At 52.8% G+C, this 17186-nt stretch carries 16 protein-coding genes, 2 tRNA genes and 1 other RNA gene; 18 read left to right on the top strand and 1 reads right to left on the bottom strand.

The genetic code is table 11. From position 1 onward, the window contains the following. The 5 genes from ACOJWD_RS03170 to ACOJWD_RS03190 all read left to right on the top strand — a co-directional run. The coding region (locus ACOJWD_RS03170; protein ID WP_486991774.1) for a redoxin domain-containing protein at positions 1-389 on the top strand (389 nt) is incomplete at its 5' end. 213 nt (positions 390-602) lie between these two features. Continuing rightward, positions 603-1919: an MFS transporter gene (locus ACOJWD_RS03175; protein WP_486991775.1), complete on the top strand. Its 1317-nt coding sequence runs from the start codon at positions 603-605 to the stop codon at positions 1917-1919. A gap of 89 nt (positions 1920-2008) precedes the next feature. Next, entirely contained in the window at positions 2009-2242 is a 234-nt protein-coding gene (gene secG, locus ACOJWD_RS03180) for a preprotein translocase subunit SecG (protein ID WP_486991788.1), read from the top strand. A gap of 71 nt (positions 2243-2313) precedes the next feature. Continuing rightward, entirely contained in the window at positions 2314-4509 is a 2196-nt protein-coding gene (rnr, locus tag ACOJWD_RS03185) for a ribonuclease R (protein WP_486991776.1), read from the top strand. A 41-nt stretch (positions 4510-4550) separates the two neighbouring features. Further along, a complete protein-coding gene (locus ACOJWD_RS03190) occupies positions 4551-4916 on the top strand; it encodes a hypothetical protein (protein ID WP_486991777.1) in 366 nt (121 codons plus the stop codon). A gap of 10 nt (positions 4917-4926) precedes the next feature. Here the strand turns inward: ACOJWD_RS03190 and ACOJWD_RS03195 are convergent, their stop codons facing one another. Then, a complete protein-coding gene (locus tag ACOJWD_RS03195) occupies positions 4927-5124 on the bottom strand; it encodes a hypothetical protein (protein ID WP_486991778.1) in 198 nt (65 codons plus the stop codon). Between the two features lie 120 nt (positions 5125-5244). Here ACOJWD_RS03195 and smpB point away from each other — a divergent pair, with 120 nt between their 5' ends. The 13 genes from smpB to ACOJWD_RS03260 all read left to right on the top strand — a co-directional run. After that, entirely contained in the window at positions 5245-5709 is a 465-nt protein-coding gene (gene smpB, locus ACOJWD_RS03200; RefSeq protein ID WP_486991779.1) for an SsrA-binding protein SmpB, read from the top strand. Between the two features lie 5 nt (positions 5710-5714). Beyond that, positions 5715-6072, top strand: a transfer-messenger RNA (tmRNA) gene (gene ssrA / locus ACOJWD_RS03205). A 118-nt stretch (positions 6073-6190) separates the two neighbouring features. Next, positions 6191-6928 carry a ribonuclease PH gene (gene rph, locus ACOJWD_RS03210; protein WP_486991780.1) on the top strand — a complete coding sequence of 246 codons (738 nt, stop codon included), beginning with the start codon at positions 6191-6193 and terminating at the stop codon, positions 6926-6928. Further along, the gene (gene rdgB, locus ACOJWD_RS03215; RefSeq protein ID WP_486991781.1) at positions 6918-7502 is read left to right on the top strand and encodes an RdgB/HAM1 family non-canonical purine NTP pyrophosphatase; all 585 of its coding nucleotides are present in this window, start codon (positions 6918-6920) and stop codon (positions 7500-7502) included. The genes rph and rdgB overlap by 11 nt, the downstream gene beginning before the upstream one ends. Positions 7503-7571: 69 nt before the next feature. After that, complete coding sequence (locus ACOJWD_RS03220; RefSeq protein ID WP_486991782.1) at positions 7572-8291, top strand: COG4280 domain-containing protein; 720 nt, start codon at positions 7572-7574, stop codon at positions 8289-8291. Then, the gene (locus ACOJWD_RS03225; protein WP_486991783.1) at positions 8288-8467 is read left to right on the top strand and encodes a hypothetical protein; all 180 of its coding nucleotides are present in this window, start codon (positions 8288-8290) and stop codon (positions 8465-8467) included. Before ACOJWD_RS03220 ends, ACOJWD_RS03225 begins: the two co-directional genes overlap by 4 nt. Before the next feature lie 39 nt (positions 8468-8506). Continuing rightward, a tRNA-Pro gene (locus tag ACOJWD_RS03230) sits at positions 8507-8583 on the top strand. 7 nt (positions 8584-8590) lie between these two features. Continuing rightward, positions 8591-8666 (top strand) — tRNA-Arg (locus ACOJWD_RS03235). A gap of 610 nt (positions 8667-9276) precedes the next feature. After that, the gene (locus ACOJWD_RS03240) at positions 9277-10422 is read left to right on the top strand and encodes a PIN domain-containing protein (protein ID WP_486991784.1); all 1146 of its coding nucleotides are present in this window, start codon (positions 9277-9279) and stop codon (positions 10420-10422) included. Between the two features lie 198 nt (positions 10423-10620). After that, complete coding sequence (locus ACOJWD_RS03245; RefSeq protein ID WP_486991789.1) at positions 10621-12408, top strand: ATP-dependent nuclease; 1788 nt, start codon at positions 10621-10623, stop codon at positions 12406-12408. After that, a complete protein-coding gene (locus ACOJWD_RS03250) occupies positions 12405-14138 on the top strand; it encodes a UvrD-helicase domain-containing protein (protein WP_486991785.1) in 1734 nt (577 codons plus the stop codon). The genes ACOJWD_RS03245 and ACOJWD_RS03250 overlap by 4 nt, the downstream gene beginning before the upstream one ends. 239 nt (positions 14139-14377) lie before the next feature. Further along, positions 14378-16774: a BPTD_3080 family restriction endonuclease gene (locus ACOJWD_RS03255; protein WP_486991786.1), complete on the top strand. Its 2397-nt coding sequence runs from the start codon at positions 14378-14380 to the stop codon at positions 16772-16774. 75 nt (positions 16775-16849) lie between these two features. Further along, a partial coding sequence (locus ACOJWD_RS03260; protein ID WP_486991787.1) for a hypothetical protein occupies positions 16850-17186 on the top strand: 337 nt, incomplete at its 3' end.

Raw genomic sequence — 17186 nt, forward strand, 5'->3', positions numbered from 1 at the left:
ATGCGATTGAGCGTGATCTCGGGGTACATATTCCCTTTCCGGTGATTGCTGACCTGAAGATGGAAGTCAGCCAACTTTATGGCATGATCCATCCGGGGGACAGCAGTACCGCAGCGGTACGCAGCGTCTTCTTTATTGATGACGAAGGCATTATTCGGGCCATGATTTATTATCCTCTGTCATTGGGCCGCAGCGTGACAGAGCTTTTACGAGTGATTGACGGATTGCAGTTTAATAAGCGGGAGAAGCTCTCCACGCCCGCGAACTGGACCCCCGGGGATCCCGCCGTCTATCCGGCACCGCCGACCCAAGAGGCTTTGGAAAAGCGGATATCGGAGGATCAAGGGAAGCCCAACATGAAGGCTTGGTGGCTGAAGACCACGTCATAAGGACCAAGCACGAGCACGATTGACGCTACAGGAGTAATGGCTCCTGTAGCGTTTTTGTCCTGGTCCCGAGACTACGTTTTTCATCTTCCATTCTCTCTGGTTTGCTTCGTGACGGTGGGAATTATTAACACGCGCCGTTCGCGGATAGACTCTCACCACCCGTTCTGACTCTCAATATGATGAGGATTATCGTCAAGAGAGGGTGACTGGAAGGTGACCGGAGAGGAGCAGTTTGACCAAGGCCATCTTAGTCGATTTCACTATCGCCTCATCACAGTAGCAGGGATGGGCACGTTATTCGATTCGATGGATGTGGGTATTGTCTCATTTGTGATGGCGGCATTAATTCATGCTTGGAGCCTCAATGCCTTTTGGATTGGGGTGGTGGGTAGTATCAATTTAGTCGGCATGGCCATTGGAGCGGTATTTGCTGGATCGCTGGCCGATCGCTTTGGTCGACGGCAATTATTTATGCTGACCCTCTTAGTGTACAGCGTTGCGACGGGACTCTCGGGACTGTCGATTGCGCTATGGATGTTACTCTTATGGCGCTTTATAGTTGGGTTGGGATTAGGGGGAGAGTTACCCGTGACCACCACCATGGTGACCGAGTTCCTGCCGACCCGGGCTCGCGGTCGAGGTATCGTCCTATTAGAAAGCTTTTGGGCCGTCGGCTGGCTTATCGCGGCACTCGTCGCCTTTATTGTGATCCCACTGTGGGGATGGCGGGTCGCGTTTTTTGTTGGGACCTTTCCCGCCCTCTATGTTCTCTACTTGCGACGCGGGATTCCGGAGTCACCGCGCTATCTCTTGCGCCGTGGAAAGCGTGATGAAGCGCAGCGCGTGATGGCGATGGCAAGTGGGCAGGACATTGCCGCTACCACGACGGATACCACGTATCCGCGTGCGGCCCATCCGATTGCTTCTCTCTTTCAGCGGCGTTTTGCTCACCGCACTATCATGCTGTGGATTTTGTGGCTCGGCATGAACTTTTCCTATTATGGCATGTTCTTGTGGTTACCTTCGGTCTTGGTGGATCATGGCTATTCTTTGGTAAATTCGTTTGGCTATACCGTGATTGTGACGGCGGCTGAAATCCCTGGATACTTTTCGGCGGCTTGGTTGGTGGATAAGGTCGGGCGAAAGCCGATTTTAGTTGGGTATGTGATTTTGACGGCAGTCTTTGCCACCTTGTTTGGTCATGCCGTGGGGGTGCGGGCGATTTTACTCTATGGATCGCTACTGGGGTTCTTCAACTTAGGAGCTTGGGGAACCACCTATGCCTATACGGCAGAGCAATACCCCACCAGTATTCGCGGTACCGGATCGGGATTTGCCATGGGGGTCGGTCGCATTGGCGGAATTGCGGGCCCCTTAGTCTTAGGCTGGATGTTGGCGGAACACGCTCCCATCAGTGAGGCATTTTGGATGTTTACCGTGGTGTTATTAGTGGTGGCGGTGGCTGTGGCATTTTTGGGACGAGAAACGCGCCAGCGCACCATGAAAGAGATTGAGGCGGACGATCGATAAAGCCGTTTGTCCAAGGGATGCGGTTTAGCCAAGCTGTGGTATAATATAGACAATTATTCTTGCGATACCGCTGGAGAGGTTGATGTTTGGTGACGATAGCCCTGATTGTGGGGGAGGTTGTAATTGGACTCGCGATGATGGCTGCCATCTTGTTGCAGACCGGATATACCGGTGGCATGTCAGGCGCGTTTGGTGGTGGGTTTTCTCAGCCCACTAGCTACGGGGGGAAAAAGCAGGGGGTTGACGAATTACTAGCCCGTGTCACGGTGGTGTTGGCGGTTGTCTTTGCGGTACTCACCTTGTTGTTAGCTCGGATATGGTAAATGGCTAAGCCCCGATCTGATGTGAAGAAGCCTCTAGTCACGCCTGTTTGGCCCTGGCTGGAGGTTTTACTTTGACTAAAGCGAGGGGAGCCAGTGTGGCCAGAACCCGGTCGAAAAAACCGATGCCGGAGAACTTTTCGGAAAAAGTGTTTGCGCTTCTGTATCGCCATGAACCCATCTTAGAGAAAGCGGTCGTGTCGCGGTTAAGTGGAGGAAAGAGTCCCACCAAAGCGCTCTATCGGGCGTTTAGTGACTATCGGCATGAAGGATGGCTGGCGCGTGATGCGGAGGGCCGAATCAGTGTCGAGACCCGGGTGGGGACCTTGCGCGTCAATCCACGCGGATTTGGTTTTGTGGTCAACGCCGAATATCCCGGCGATGATATCTTTGTGCCGCAGCGGTATCTCTTAAGTGCGACTAATGATGATCAAGTATTGGTGTGGATTCGTCGGGTCAGCGGGACTCCGGGGCCAGAAGGACGACTCATGGATGTGCTGAGTCGTGCGCATACGCATCTGGTAGGGAGGTTAGATCGCACTCGCAGCGGAAGTTGGCGGGTTATTCCGAGAGACCGGCGACAGCCGATTGTGTCGGTTTCACGGCAGTCAGATGTCGGGAAGTGGCATGCGGGACTGATTGTTTCGGTGCGAATTACCGAATGGCCGCTTAATCCCGATCGGCCAGTGCGGGGTGAGGTTGAAGAGGTACTGGGCGAGGCCAATGCGCCAGGGGTTGATGTGCGGACGCTGATGGTGGAGCATCACATTCGCTCCGAGTTTCCTCAGGATGTCTTGGATGAGGCGAGGCACTTGCCCGAGACGGTCTCTAAGGACGAATTGGTTCATCGTGAGGATCTGCGGGACCGCTATATTGTGACCATCGATGGTAGTGACGCCAAGGATCTGGACGATGCGATCTCAGTCGAAGCGCGCCCGCACGGCTATCGCATTGGGGTACACATCGCCGATGTGAGCTACTACGTTCGGGAAGGGTCGGCACTGGATCGGGAAGCGCGTCAGCGCGGCACCAGCGTGTATCTGGTGGATCGGGTTATTCCAATGCTTCCAGAACGGCTCTCGAACGGCATTGCCAGTTTAAATCCCCAGGTGCCGCGTTTGACGCTGACCTGTTGGATTGATCTTGATGAGCAGGGACGACGAGAGCACGTCTCGTTAAGTCGCTCGGTCATTGAGACCCGGCACCGCTTAACCTATGAAGGAGTGAACCAATTTCTTTCTGGCACGTTGACGGTCGAACCTGAACTAGCCGATTTGCTGCATCGAGCGGATCGGGTGCGCGAGTTGCTCAATCGTCTTCGCGTCGCTCGCGGTGCCATTGATTTCGACGTGCCGGAGGCTAAAGTGATTCTCAATAGCGCGGGGCATCCGATTGATATTGTGGAACGGGGTCGCGGCGTGGCCGAATCCATCATTGAAGAGTTGATGCTTCTCGCGAACGAAGCGGTCGCGAGTGAACTCCTTCACCATCATCTGCCCGGTTTGTTTCGCGTACATGACCATCCTTCGGATGACCGCATGGACCAATTTCGCGAGCTCATTGGGGCGCTCGGATATCACCTCCCGAAGGAGGTCACGCCGAAGTCACTGCAATCGCTCATTAACGAAGTCAAGGGCCGCCCGGAAGAGAAGCTCATTAATAGCGCACTCTTGCGATCGATGAAGCAAGCCCGTTATGGTCCCACCAATACGGGTCACTTTGGTTTGGCGTCGCGGGAATACACACATTTTACTTCCCCAATTCGTCGTTACCCCGATCTCTGGGTGCATCGGATATTAAGCCAGCATTTGGAACAGCGCATCAAAGAGTCGGATCGAGAAGCCTGGCAAGCGATCGTTGCGGAAGTGGGGGAATCCTCCTCACAGCGTGAACGGGAAGCCATGGAAGCAGAACGAGAATCGGTGCAAATGAAGCAGGCACTCTATATGCACGATCATTTAGGCGAGACGTATTCGGCAGTGGTGTCGGGGGTGACCAATTTTGGAGTGTTCGTGGAGCTTCCCAACCTCATTGAGGGGTTGGTACGTACAGAAGACCTACCGCAAGACTACTGGGTTTTTGATCCGGTCCATTATCGATTGACGGGAGAGAGGACCGGCCGCGTATTCTCACTAGGACAGCCCATTGAGGTTCAAGTCGCGGCGGTAGATGTGGAACTGCGACGGATTGATTTTCAATTAGCGGCCACGACCATAGCGCGACCTAAAAAGAGTTCAGTGGTTCAGAAAAAGAAAGGGCGACGGAAGTGACCTTTTTTCGTCTGTGGCGTTATCTAAGTAGGTGATAACGTATGAGTACGGTCAATCGGTCGGAACTAAGACAACATCATTTTCTTACCTTGGCGTTAAGCTTTGGTAAGAACCGCCTATATTTGGTAGGCCCGAATCAAGCCCCACTGTGGCTTCGCCAGCGTGCTTTGTGGAAAAAGCCGCTCGTGGTGGTGTGGCATCGGATTGATGATTTGCCGGGTCACTGGTGGCTTGGACAGCAGGGGCGTGAATTGGTCATCTTGGGCCAGGGAGAACGACCGCCACTCCTTCTGGAGCGAGAAGGCGGCCGGCGTTGGCAGGCGTTCGTGCCTTCAGGTCATCAGTCGCTGGTTGTGAAGCTTCCCGATATGAGTCCCTATCGCGTGAAGGTGATACGCGAGCGATAGGGTGCCAGTATTAGTCGCGTGGCGCCGAGCCATCGACCCATTTCTGCAATCGTGTTAACCACTCGTTATCTAAGTGTCCATGTTCGATCCGTGCCAAATCTACGGCTGACCATTCCTCTGGCAAATGAATATTCAAGGCATCGCCTGCCACCTCCACTGGACCTCTCACGAAGTCAGGTCGGGTAATTTTCCACCATATTAGACGCATGTAATTCACCTCATCAACGAATTATGTGATAGCAAGAGAATTTAGAAGCAACATTACCCGGAACAATTGATATTTTTGGCTCGCCGTGCGAGAATGACCAACGAAAGCGGGGTGAATCCGATGGCGCGCAGTGAACGGGCCATTGCGGAAAATCGTAAGGCACGACACGATTATTTTATCGACGAAGTCATTGAAGCCGGTCTGGAACTGACGGGTACGGAAGTGAAGTCTATGCGTCTCGGGCGCGTCAACCTTCGCGATAGCTTTGCTCGGGTCATTAATGGGGAAGTGTTTTTAATGAACTGTCACGTGGCGCCATACGATCATGGCAATCGCTGGAATCACGAACCATATCGTAATCGCAAGCTCTTGTTGCACAAAAAAGAGATTCGTGAGTTGCAGGCGCGCGTGAAGCAGGATGGCATGACTCTCGTGCCATTAAGCCTCTACTTTGACAAAAGAGGGCGCGCAAAGTTATCATTAGCTGTTGCTAGAGGAAAAAAGCAGTACGATAAGCGGCACTCTATTCAAGAACGGGAAGCCATGCGGCATATTGACCGAGCTATGAAAGAGCGCTTGCGTTAGTCTCCGGGGGCGAACTAGATTCGACGGGGATGGACGGGGTGCCAGATAGCGAGCCGAGCTCCGCGTCTCGTAAAACCGTGGGAAACAATAACTGCCAAAGACACAAACGATTTCGATTACGCTTTAGCTGCCTAAAAAACCAGCTAACGTGGCCTAGTCTAGTGCCTATCCTCGCCTAGACCACGTAAACTTAGATAGGATACCGCTCTAAGGCCCGATTAGAGTGGGGAAACTTAGGGCTGGCTTAAGTGGTCCTTGCTTCGGACGAATCATTTAAGTGAGATTAAATCCGAGGCTACGCTCGTAGAATTCTGGTATAACGTGTCTTCGGACGGGACGGGCAGCACGTCCCCGCCTCCACCAATTTTACACTCCCGACGCGCGCGTTGGGAGTTTTTTACATAAGGGGCCAGACTGAGGATGAAGCAGACTCTCTCAAGGCACGCTAAAAGAGGATATTGATTGAAGGAGGAAGTCGCTAATGAGAGTGGATGGGCGTAGCCGTGAGGATGTTCGGCCAGTCCGGCTTGAACTCGGATATAATCGCTGGGCTGAAGGATCGTGCCTCATTGAACAGGGACACACGCGGGTCTTGGTAACGGCCACGGTAGAGGATAAGGTACCACCTTTTGTCCGCGGAACCGGACAAGGCTGGATTCAAGCCGAGTACGCCATGTTGCCGCGGGCGACTCATGATCGCACCCATCGTGAAGCCGTGCGTGGACGGCAACAAGGGCGGAGCGTGGAGATTCAGCGTCTCATTGGTCGGTCTCTTCGGGCGTCGCTCTTTCTTAATCGACTGGGAGAGAAGAGCATCGTGCTGGACTGTGATGTACTGCAAGCGGATGGCGGTACGCGCACGGCCGCGATCACGGCGGGTTTTATGGCGTTGTGGCAGGCGGTGCATTACTTACACAAAAAGACCCCTTTTGAGAAGCCGCCATTTCGCGGGCGCATGGCCGCGATCAGTGTGGGACTCAAAACGGGGCAAAGTATGTTGGACTTATCGTATTTGGAAGATGTCGATATTGATGTGGATTTCAATTTGGTCCGGCTCTCGACGGGCGACTGGGTAGAATTGCAGGGGACGGGGGAACATCAAGCGTTTTCTCGTGACCAGTTGAACGAGGTGTTGGAACTCGGAGCGTTTGGGATGGACGTTTTAGATGAACTTCAGCAACAGGCGTTTCCCGAGGGGGCGGGTCTCATTGCCCACTAATGTGGTGCTGGCCACGCACAATATGGGAAAACTCCGGGAGTTTGAGAAGCTGCTCAACGGCGCCCCGTTGACGATCTTGCCCTATCCATCACAAGAAGAAATTATTGAGGAAACGGGCTCTACCTATCACGAAAATGCGCGCCTTAAGGCGCGCTATGTGGCCAAGACGCTCGGATGTCTTGCGCTGGCCGATGATTCTGGTCTTGAGGTAGATGCGCTAAACGGGGAACCGGGGGTCCATACTGCACGGTTTGTCAGTGATGATAGCTGGGTGAATTCTCGGGAAATTCTCTTGCGACTCATGGCAGTGCCGGCACATGAGCGCACGGCGCGGATGCGTGCGGTGTTGTGTTTAGCATGGCCGAACGGCGACCAGCTATTCGCCGAGGGTGTGATTGAAGGAACGATTCTTAGCTGGCCTCGAGGGAGCGGCGGATTTGGAGTGGATCCGATTTTTTCTATTGATGGGATGACATCGCTTGCCGAGTGGCCCCAAGAAAAAAAGAATCAAATCTCGCATCGCGCTCAAGCGGTAGAAAATCTCATGCGAACAATGGATGTTCAAGGGTTGTGAAATATCCCGGATCTTCGGTATCATATCCTCTAAAGAGAAATAGTCGGAAATGACTAGGGGGGATTGCCGATGAATTGGTATGTTTTGCTTGCAGCACTTTTAGCCTCATCGGTCGAATTCATTGAGGCCCTCACCATTGTCTTAGCGGTGGGTACGGTAGAGGGATACCGTCCCGCCATTCGGGGTACATTGATGGCGGTAGCCGCGCTCGCGGTGATCACCGCGATTTTGGGCGTGGGGGTTTTGCATTACATTCCTATTAATGTTTTGCGAGGCGTGATTGGGGTTCTGTTGTTGCTGTTTGGGGTAAAGTGGCTTCGCAAAGCTATTTTACGATTTTCTGGCAAAAAGGCATTACATGACGAGAGTCAGGCGTTTCAACGTGAGGTGGGACGCTTAGAGCAAAATAAAGGGAATAGGGTAGCAGCCCAGGCCACCGCGTTTAATGGCGTATTCCTAGAAGGACTCGAAGTGGTGGTCATCGTCCTCACCATGGGCTCGGCTGGTCGTGCCTATGGGAGTGCCATTATCGGTGCCGCCATTGGTCTTGTGATCGTATTATCGGCCGGGATCATCCTGCGGGCTCCATTATCACGCGTACCAGAGAATGTGATGAAGTTTGTGGTTGGCATTATGCTGACCAGTTTTGGTAGCTTTTGGGCTGGTGAATCCTTAGGTGTGATTTGGCCCGGTCAAGATGCGAGCATCCTTCTTCTGATTGGCCTCTATCTTGCTGCCAGTTGGCTCATTGTCTCATCCCTGAAGAAAAGGGGTGTGGCGACGTCATGAAATGGTTAAAAGAGGTCTATGACCTTTTTGTGGATGATCCCATATTGGCTATCCTAAGTTTAGTGGCACTATTCATCGCATGGATTTTGACACGCGTGGATGTTCGTACCGGCGCCGGACTCGCCATTTTCTTGATAGTGGCCGCGTCCCTGTGGTACAGCACTCGGCGTAATTGACGTTTGACGCGTGTTCTGATATAATTCAATCCATTCGGCCGGGGCGTAGCGCAGCTTGGTAGCGCACTTGCTTTGGGAGCAAGGGGTCGGGGGTTCGAATCCCTCCGCCCCGACCATTGAGGCGTCCCCGTAGCTCAGAGGATAGAGCGCGGGACTTCTAATCCCGGCGTCGCAGGTTCGAATCCTGCCGGGGACACCATCCTGAAACCCTTTCACCGCAAGCGATTGCGGCTTTTTTATTTCCCCAACAAACTCCACAGTTTCCGCGGCGTCACCATGAGGCGTCACCACGAGAGGTGGGAGCGGAAAGACATGGGCAAAATTATGGGTAGGAGCGAGCGCTCTCAGGGTCGGCCCTCGTTGGTGACCATGGGGCCCAATGGCAGGAAAACGACTTGCCCACCTTAAACTAACCGTCTCACGGTGAGTATAAGAGGAGTGTCGACAGTTTTGTATAAACCCCAATGGGTTATGGTAGATACGGGGTGGCCCGGTTTTCAAAGAAAATCACGGGTTGGTCCGGAATTTGACCCCAATTTGCCAATAAGGATTCACGTTCACGTGCGAAATCGTCCTTTTGGACACGGATCTTGGGACAAACGACTTCAAAGTCCAAATCAAGAGACAGAAATAACCTATGGGAGCTAGCTAACCAGGTCCGAGCTGTTGTATGGTAATTTGAGTGGTTGGATCCCGCAACTGGCCAAATGCCATGCATGCGGTTTCTCGATCTGGCTATCGGCAAACGGTAGAGGGCAGGAACGGGCAGGAAATGCAATGAACCGAATTAATGTATACCGCAATAGGAGATGGGTATAACGGAAGAGCGGGAGCTGTCACCTCTAGATTATCAGACGTTTCTGAAGAGCAGTACGGTCCTCAATGAACTTGTCCCCTATATCCGCACGGCAGTGATCGTGGACGCCAATATCATATTGGGAGAGCTCCGCTGGATGATTCGACATCCCGGAAAGGAGTCCACGCTCTTTCAACTGGCGTCTTCCAAAAAAGTTGTAGCATGGATTACTGAAACGATTTTGGGCGAAATCGAAGAACATCTACTGGACGTTGTTCGGGGTCGCGATTCTCATGAAGGCGACGTGCAGCGCGTATGGGAAACTTATAGCGAGGTGTTGCACGTCCTTCCAGATACCGAAATTCCCGCCCCGGATGTGTTGGAATCTCAACTAGCGCAGCGCGATTCGGATGATCTTCCCACACTGCGAGGGTTCTATGCCTTTCGACCCGATTACCTAATATCCCGAGATAATGACATCCGCTCGTTGCACATTGACGCGGGAGATCCTTTGCGGCTTTGGATTGACTTGCGAGATTATCATACGGCCCAATCTATGCGGGTTAGTCTTGAAGCAGTGGGCGGATTAATAGGATTGGGTTCTGTGGGTGCCCTTTACGGGGTCTTCAGTGCGGGCAAAGCATTGGTCAAGCTCCTCGCCAAAAGCCCCACATGGGTTAAGATGTCGTTGGGCATGTTGCTGGTGGCGGCATTGGCCATTCCGCAGTCGCGGTCGTGGATAACGCGGCAACTTAAGCAGATGGCAACCCAACTTCAAACGTTTTACCAAGACAACAAAGGGGAAATGGTAAAGGGATTCTCTGAGTTGATAGAAACCCTCGAACTTGCGAATAAGCACGAAGAAGATGCTCGGAGCCGACTTAGTATACGGAAGGGTCTCCCGGCGCCATCACCAAAAACTGCCCGGGACTTCGCTCTGCATGTCCTTGTCCGCAGTCCCGATCCCCTTACCCCAGTCCAACTGTCCCAAAAGGTCCAACAGGCCGGATTTTGTACCCAAAACAAGCGGTTTGACCTGTACCTCAATCAAACCTTGCGACGGGACGGTCGACTACAGCGACTCCCCGATGGCCGATGGACGGTTGCCAGCGGAGGATCGGACAGTGTTGAGTCGCTCAAAGCGGACACCAATTTTTGAGGGTCTTTAAAGATGGATTTAGGCGTAGATAGGGATTTGACGGTGTCGTGTCAGGGACGCCGTAGAAGTCGTTATTACTCTATATTACATGGATGGTGTCGCTCCTATTTGTTGGCAATTCTTTGGCCAAGCCGGCGTCGGATTCATGATTATCCATCACTGACACATCAACAAGCAACGAATTAAGGGGGAAGGAATCTGAAGGTAGCACGTCTTATTATACAAAACTTTCGCGGCATCAAGTCCGGTGAGTTTTTCTTTGACGGCCATACCCTATTGGTCGGTGCGAACAATGTAGGTAAATCGACGATTCTTGAAGCGCTTGACTTGGTGCTTGGTCCGGAACGCTTGCGACGGGCCCCTCCCGTTGAGGAGTTCGACTTTTACAATGCGAGATATCTCGGTGAAGGGGCCCCAGACCCAGCCCCGATCCCCATTCGCGTCGAGGTCGTGCTGATCGACTTGACTGAGGAAATCAGGCGCTCACACGAAGCGTATCTCGAGTTCTGGCACGTCATGGACCAACGGGTATTAGGTCGCTGGGAATCCGAAGGAACGGAGAACGCGGTGCCTTGCCTAAGGATTTTAACCGAAGCGAAGTATGACGCTGAGGATGATTCGTTTGACGCGAATACATATTATTGCAACGGGCCGAATGCGGATGAAGCACTGCAGCCAGTTGAACGCCGATTTAAGGAGCGAGTAGGATTCATTTATCTGCGGGCCCTGCGGACCGGTTCCCGCGCATTGAGTCTGGAACGTGGGTCGCTTTTCGATACGATTCTGAGACTTCAAGGAATTCGCACAGGATTGTGGGAGGGAGCCATCAACCGTCTGCACGACCTTGACCCGGCCATCGGTGCAGACTCCACGGATTTGACGGATGTCCTCCATCGGATCGAATCGCGAATACGGCAGTATATTCCCATTGAAGCGACTGACGAAGTAACGAAGTTGTTTGTTTCCCAACTTACCCGAGAACACTTGCGTAAGACGCTAGCGTTTTTCATAGCGATTAGCTCCGATCAAGAGCCAGTACCCTTCCAAACCGTAGGTACAGGCACTCTCAACACGCTGGTTCTTGCGTTGCTGTCATTAATTGCTGACTTGAAAACCAACAACGTCATTTTCGCCATGGAAGAACCTGAAATTGCGTTGCCGCCGCACACACAACGCCGCATTGCTCAATATCTTGTGGGCCAAACGACTCAGTGTTTTGTCACAACCCATTCACCCTATGTCATCGAGCAATTCGAGTTGAACCAAATTCGAATTCTTCGCAAGGACATGGGGAACGCGGTGGCCACCATGCCGTCGAGTGCGGCGCTCAAAGAGAAGATGTATCGGCGGCAACTCCGCCGCGCGTTAGCGGAGGCCATACTGGGATCGGCGGTCATCGTAGCCGAGGGACCGACGGAAGGGTCGGCTTTGGGAGCTGTGGCAGCACAACTTGAAAGGAATTCCGGTGTCTATCCATTGGACCTTTCGGGCATTAGCGTCGTGGTCGGAGATGGTGACGGCTCCCTAGAGCAATTCGGAGAGTTTTTCAGGAGTATCGGGTTAAAGACGTACGCTTTTTGCGATCAACAAAAGACGGACGCTGCGAGGGATAAAATCGCCGATGCATTTGACGTATTTTGCGAGAGCCCGTATCCCGGAACCGAAACCTTGTTGGTTGAAGAACTCCCGGTGGATCGTTTGTGGCAATTCCTTGAAGTTCTTCGGGATGCGGGCGAATTCGAGTACGCTCCGGCCGCGCGTCCGCAGGAGGACGCAAAGATAAGGGATATTTGCTTCCAAGTCTTGCGGCGACAAAAGGGTGCCGGATATGCGGGCCGCCTATTGGAGTTATGCACGACAGAAGAATTACCGGCTACTATCGTGGATTTGCTCAAGAAGGTCTACGCGGACTTTCCCGACCCATCATCGATTAATTGCCGAGACGAAGTCCATGATCGGGACGCAATGGCCGCGCAAGAGTCATGACTGGTGCCAGAGAGGATGTCGTTGCGCGGGTTGTCGGTGAGGACCATCATATTTTGGTCGTCGGCGGCCCCGGAAGTGGCAAGACGACGCTAGCCCTAGAGAAGGCGGTACGGCGTGCATCTCGTCTCAGTGCGGGGCAGGAGATTCTGTTTCTGAGTTATTCTCGGGCGGCCATAGCCAGGCTGACTCAAGGCGCCCGTATCGCAATGACGGATGAGGAACTAGCCCGAGTATCCATGCAGACGTTCCATTCATTTTGCTGGAGCATTCTACGAAGCCATGCCTATTTATTGGGAACACCGCGTCGTCTTCAAGTGTTATTGCCCGCTGACGAAAAGGCATTGTCTGGCGGTGCGAAACCAGGCGACGACACGTGGGAATCGTGGGTAAAGGACCGCGAGCGCCGCTTCTTTGAGATGGGCCAGGTGGGCTTTGATTTGTTTGTGCCTAAGGTAGTCGAGCTCTTTTCACGGGCTCCCAAACTGTTCGAAATCGTGGCTGATAAATTTCCTCTGGTCATCGTTGACGAGGCGCAGGACACCGGTCGTCACCCATGGAGCTTAACGAGACTGCTGGCCACAAAGGTGCAAGTACTCTGCTTGGCTGACAATGAGCAGCAGATCTTCGATTACCTGGAGGGGGTGGGACCGGAAAGAATCACCGAAATCGTACGCACTCTCAGTCCGGTCGTTGTTGATTTGGGATCACAAAACCACCGGAGTTCCGGCACGGAAATTTTGCAGTTCGGCAATGATGTCCTGTCTGGGAACGTCCGGAGTGGCTCATATCATGGGGTAACGATCCGTAAGTATCATCCCAAGAAGCAGCTTGAAGCGGTCCGTACGTCGTTAGGAATGCTGTACCAAATGATAACCAAAGAGACAGGGTCAAAACCAGCGAGTATAGGAATCTTGGCCTCAACGGGAGCGGGTGTTGGGCGAATTAGTGCGGCACTCAATGCGGACGACAATCCCATTAGGCATAAAGTGCTATTTGATGAGACTGGAGTGGTCTTGGCCAGTCGGTTTGCGGCATTTCTCTTAGAGCCCAAGCTTATAGACCACCCCGACCACGATGTTGCCGACGGGTTGAGCATCATGGCTGCGTGGTCTCGGGCAAAAGGGACAACCACCGGGATCGAGAAGGCGGAGAAATGGACGGCTTGGTCACAGCAGTTGACGCAGTCCATCAAACCACGCGGGAACCTAGTGCCTGCGCTCCACGAACTAGTCGCTAAAGCGACCAGAGAGCAATGGACAGGCATCCCTCAGAAGGACTGGTTGCGTGCGCGCGACATGATTCGTGATAGTGGTCACGGCTCGGTGCACGCTCTGGCGCCCAATTTAGACTACTTAGTGGCCTATAACCGCGGCAAAAGGATTTCAACACAATTACTAGCTGCGTGGGTGCAGTATGGCGGATATGTGGGGGCCCGCCAAGTCGTGATGGACGCTATCGCCCAAGAGTCCATTGTGGGCGACGTCGACAATGACAAGTCGGGCATTCATGTCATGACGATCCATCGATGCAAAGGTAAGCAGTTTGACGGAGTCATTATTCTGGAAGAGCCTCGGCCGAGTCAAGGAGGATGGACATCCTCCTTGCTGTGGCGCGATGACCCACATCCGTACTTAAGAAGTCGCCGCATATTGAGGGTAGGCATAACCCGGGCGCGGCAGCATGTTTTGATTCTGCGGTCGGCGATGACGGAGTGCCCGATTTTAAGATAGGGAACTGCGAAAGGACAGCACAAGTAAGGGAGCTTGACGCGGTGTGAGATACTCGCCTGCACGAAGTTGCCTGTCTGTATCTGATACAGGATCACGGGTGAGGTCGAGAATGGCAACTTAACGACGACACCGGGTTGTTCAGTTGCGTTGACCGTATACATGGTATCAGTAATAATGTCGATATCTGGATCCTTCGGTTGGATCGTCGAGAGCAAATATTATAAAGGGTAGGTACCCATATGGAAAACCAATTCTTTGAACAGCCCATTTTGAATTCACCTTATGAATATCCGTCTCAACATTGGGAACTTGACCAAGACGGGCAACCGACGCAGCATATTATCGAGCAGCGTAGGAGCGCACAATTTATCACCCCGATTCCGAAGCCCCGAAAACAGAAGGGAAAGGCCCATCAGCAGCAATTTGTCTTGGACGAGGGGCATGGCCTTTCTAGCGAAGGTCAAGGGTACGATGCGACCTCTATTATTAATGGGGTGCGAGAACATGTAGATAACTGGCGGCGCATTCCCAACCCAAAGGATTGGCATGTTACATCCGAGACAGCCCGATTGCTTCAGCATTGGCGTTCGCATGAGTTTCAAAGTATTCGACCGTTCTTTTGTCAGGTTGAGGCGGTTGAAACCCTCATTTGGATGACTGAGGTCGCACCCAAAACCCCCAAAGTCAGCCGTGACTTTTTAGATCATCTAACGAATGCAAGTGATACGGCTAATCCTGGCCTACTTCGTTTGGCCCTTAAGATGGCGACTGGATCGGGAAAGACCACCGTTATGGCTATGATTATCGCATGGCAGACTATTAATGCCGTACGGCATCCCACAAGTCGGAATTTTACGCGCGGGTTTTTGGTGGTGACTCCGGGTATTACGATTAAAGATCGATTACGGGTGTTATTGCCGAACGATCCGGATAGTTACTATCAGAGTCGCGAGTTGGTGCCGCATGACATGTTGGCCGATATGGAACGGGCCAAAATTGTTATCACCAATTATCATTCCTTTATGCTGCGGGACCGTCTGGAACTCTCTCGTGGGGCGCGCGCCTTATTGCAAGGTCGAGGGCCGGACCTTCAGACTAAGGAAACTGAAGGTCAAATGTTGCAGCGCGTGATGCCGGAACTGATGGGGTTCAAGCAAGTCATGGTGCTTAACGACGAAGCGCACCATTGCTACCGTGAAAAGTCAAACGCGGAGGCTGATACACTCACTAGTGAGGACCGGGAGACGGCTGAGAAGAACAATGAGGCGGCTCGCGTGTGGATATCCGGTCTCGAGACCGTGCACCGAAAAATGGGAGTATCGCGAGTCGTGGACCTTTCCGCCACCCCGTTCTTTTTGCAGGGGTCAGGATACGTAGAGGGGACACTATTTCCGTGGACAGTGAGCGATTTCTCGCTCATGGATGCCATTGAATGTGGCATTGTAAAACTGCCGCGAGTTCCCGTGGCGGATAACGTTCCAGGTGGAGATACGCCTAAATTTCGGAACCTTTGGGAGCACATCGGGAAGCGCATGCCTAAGAGGGGCCGCGGGAAGGCCAAGGATCTTGATCCCTTGAGCATTCCCGTTGAATTGCAAACCGCATTCGAAGCGCTCTATGGTCATTATAAGAAAACCTTTGAACTGTGGCAGGCAGAGGATATGGGAGTGCCGCCCTGCTTTATTGTCGTCTGTAACAATACCGCCACATCTAAACTGGTTTACGATTACATCTCTGGTTTTTATCGAGAAAACGACGACGGCACCACGGTGCTGGAACAAGGTCGTTTACCCCTATTTCAGAACTTCGATGAAAATGGGAATCCCTATGCGAGACCGAGGACTCTCCTCATTGATAGTGAGCAGTTGGAATCCGGCGAAGGATTAGATTCCCAATTTCGCACGATGGCGAGCGCGGAGATTGAGCGATTCCGGCGGGAGATCGTGGAACGAACAGGGAGCCAAGAGCAAGCAGCCAATTTGACCGATCAGGATTTGCTCCGGGAGGTCATGAATACAGTTGGTAAGCCCGGACGATTGGGCGAGTCTATTCGTTGCGTGGTTTCGGTATCTATGCTGACGGAGGGTTGGGACGCCAACACCGTGACTCATGTTCTTGGTGTCCGAGCGTTTGGTACGCAGTTACTGTGCGAACAGGTCATCGGTCGGGCGCTGAGGCGACAATCCTATGATCTGAATGAACAGGGCCTTTTCGACGTCGAATACGCGGATGTATTGGGTATCCCATTTGATTTTACAGCCAAGCCGGTTCCTGTGACGCCCCGTCCCCCGCGGGAGACCGTTCAAGTCAAGGCAGTTCGACCAGACCGGGATGCCTTAGCAATCGAGTTCCCGCGAGTTGAAGGATATCGAATTGAATTACCGGAGGAACGATTGACGGCCGAGTTTACGCCTGACTCCATTCTGGAATTAACCCCAGCCTTGGTGGGGCCGTCGGAGACAAAGAATGCTGGAATTATTGGCGAGGAAATTGACTTGAAGTTACAGCACCTCGAAGATGTACGGCCTTCGACATTACTCTTTCATTTGACGAAGCGTCTAATCATGACCAAATGGAGGGATTCAGGTGAAGAACCGAAACTCTATTTGTTTGGTCAACTTAAACGGATTACCTAGCAGTGGCTGGATACCTATCTTGTCTGCACAGGAGGATCCTATCCGGCGCAACTAATGTATCAAGAATTGGCAGATATGGCATGCGAACGCATTACCGCTGCTATCAATCGGCAGTTCGGGGATCGGCGCAAAAAGGCGATTTTGGATCCGTACAACCCCGCGGGAAGCACAATGACGGTCAACTTTTTGACATCAAAAACATCACGGTGGCAGACCGATTCGCGCCGATGCCACATCAACTGGGTCGTACTCGACAGTGATTGGGAGGCCGAGTTTTGCCGCGTCGTCGAATCACACCCTCGTGTGTATAGCTACGTGAAAAATCACAATCTGGGGTTTGAAGTGCCGTATCGCTTTGGCTCCATCGCTAGGCGTTATCGACCAGACTTTATCGTCTTGGTGGATGACGGCC

The organism is Sulfobacillus sp. TH-112 (genome assembly GCF_057473405.1).

Excerpts from the sequence above, each read along its gene's own strand:
- ACOJWD_RS03240 (WP_486991784.1), top strand. The coding sequence starts at position 9,277 with ATGGGTATAACGGAAGAGCGGGAGCTGTCACCTCTAGATTATCAGACG.
- ACOJWD_RS03250 (WP_486991785.1), top strand. The coding sequence starts at position 12,405 with ATGACTGGTGCCAGAGAGGATGTCGTTGCGCGGGTTGTCGGTGAGGAC.
- ACOJWD_RS03225 (WP_486991783.1), top strand. The coding sequence starts at position 8,288 with ATGAAATGGTTAAAAGAGGTCTATGACCTTTTTGTGGATGATCCCATA.
- ACOJWD_RS03220 (WP_486991782.1), top strand. The coding sequence starts at position 7,572 with ATGAATTGGTATGTTTTGCTTGCAGCACTTTTAGCCTCATCGGTCGAA.
- smpB (WP_486991779.1), top strand. The coding sequence starts at position 5,245 with ATGGCGCGCAGTGAACGGGCCATTGCGGAAAATCGTAAGGCACGACAC.
- rph (WP_486991780.1), top strand. The coding sequence starts at position 6,191 with ATGAGAGTGGATGGGCGTAGCCGTGAGGATGTTCGGCCAGTCCGGCTT.
- ACOJWD_RS03195 (WP_486991778.1), bottom strand. The coding sequence starts at position 5,124 with ATGCGTCTAATATGGTGGAAAATTACCCGACCTGACTTCGTGAGAGGT.
- ACOJWD_RS03255 (WP_486991786.1), top strand. The coding sequence starts at position 14,378 with ATGGAAAACCAATTCTTTGAACAGCCCATTTTGAATTCACCTTATGAA.
- ACOJWD_RS03190 (WP_486991777.1), top strand. The coding sequence starts at position 4,551 with ATGAGTACGGTCAATCGGTCGGAACTAAGACAACATCATTTTCTTACC.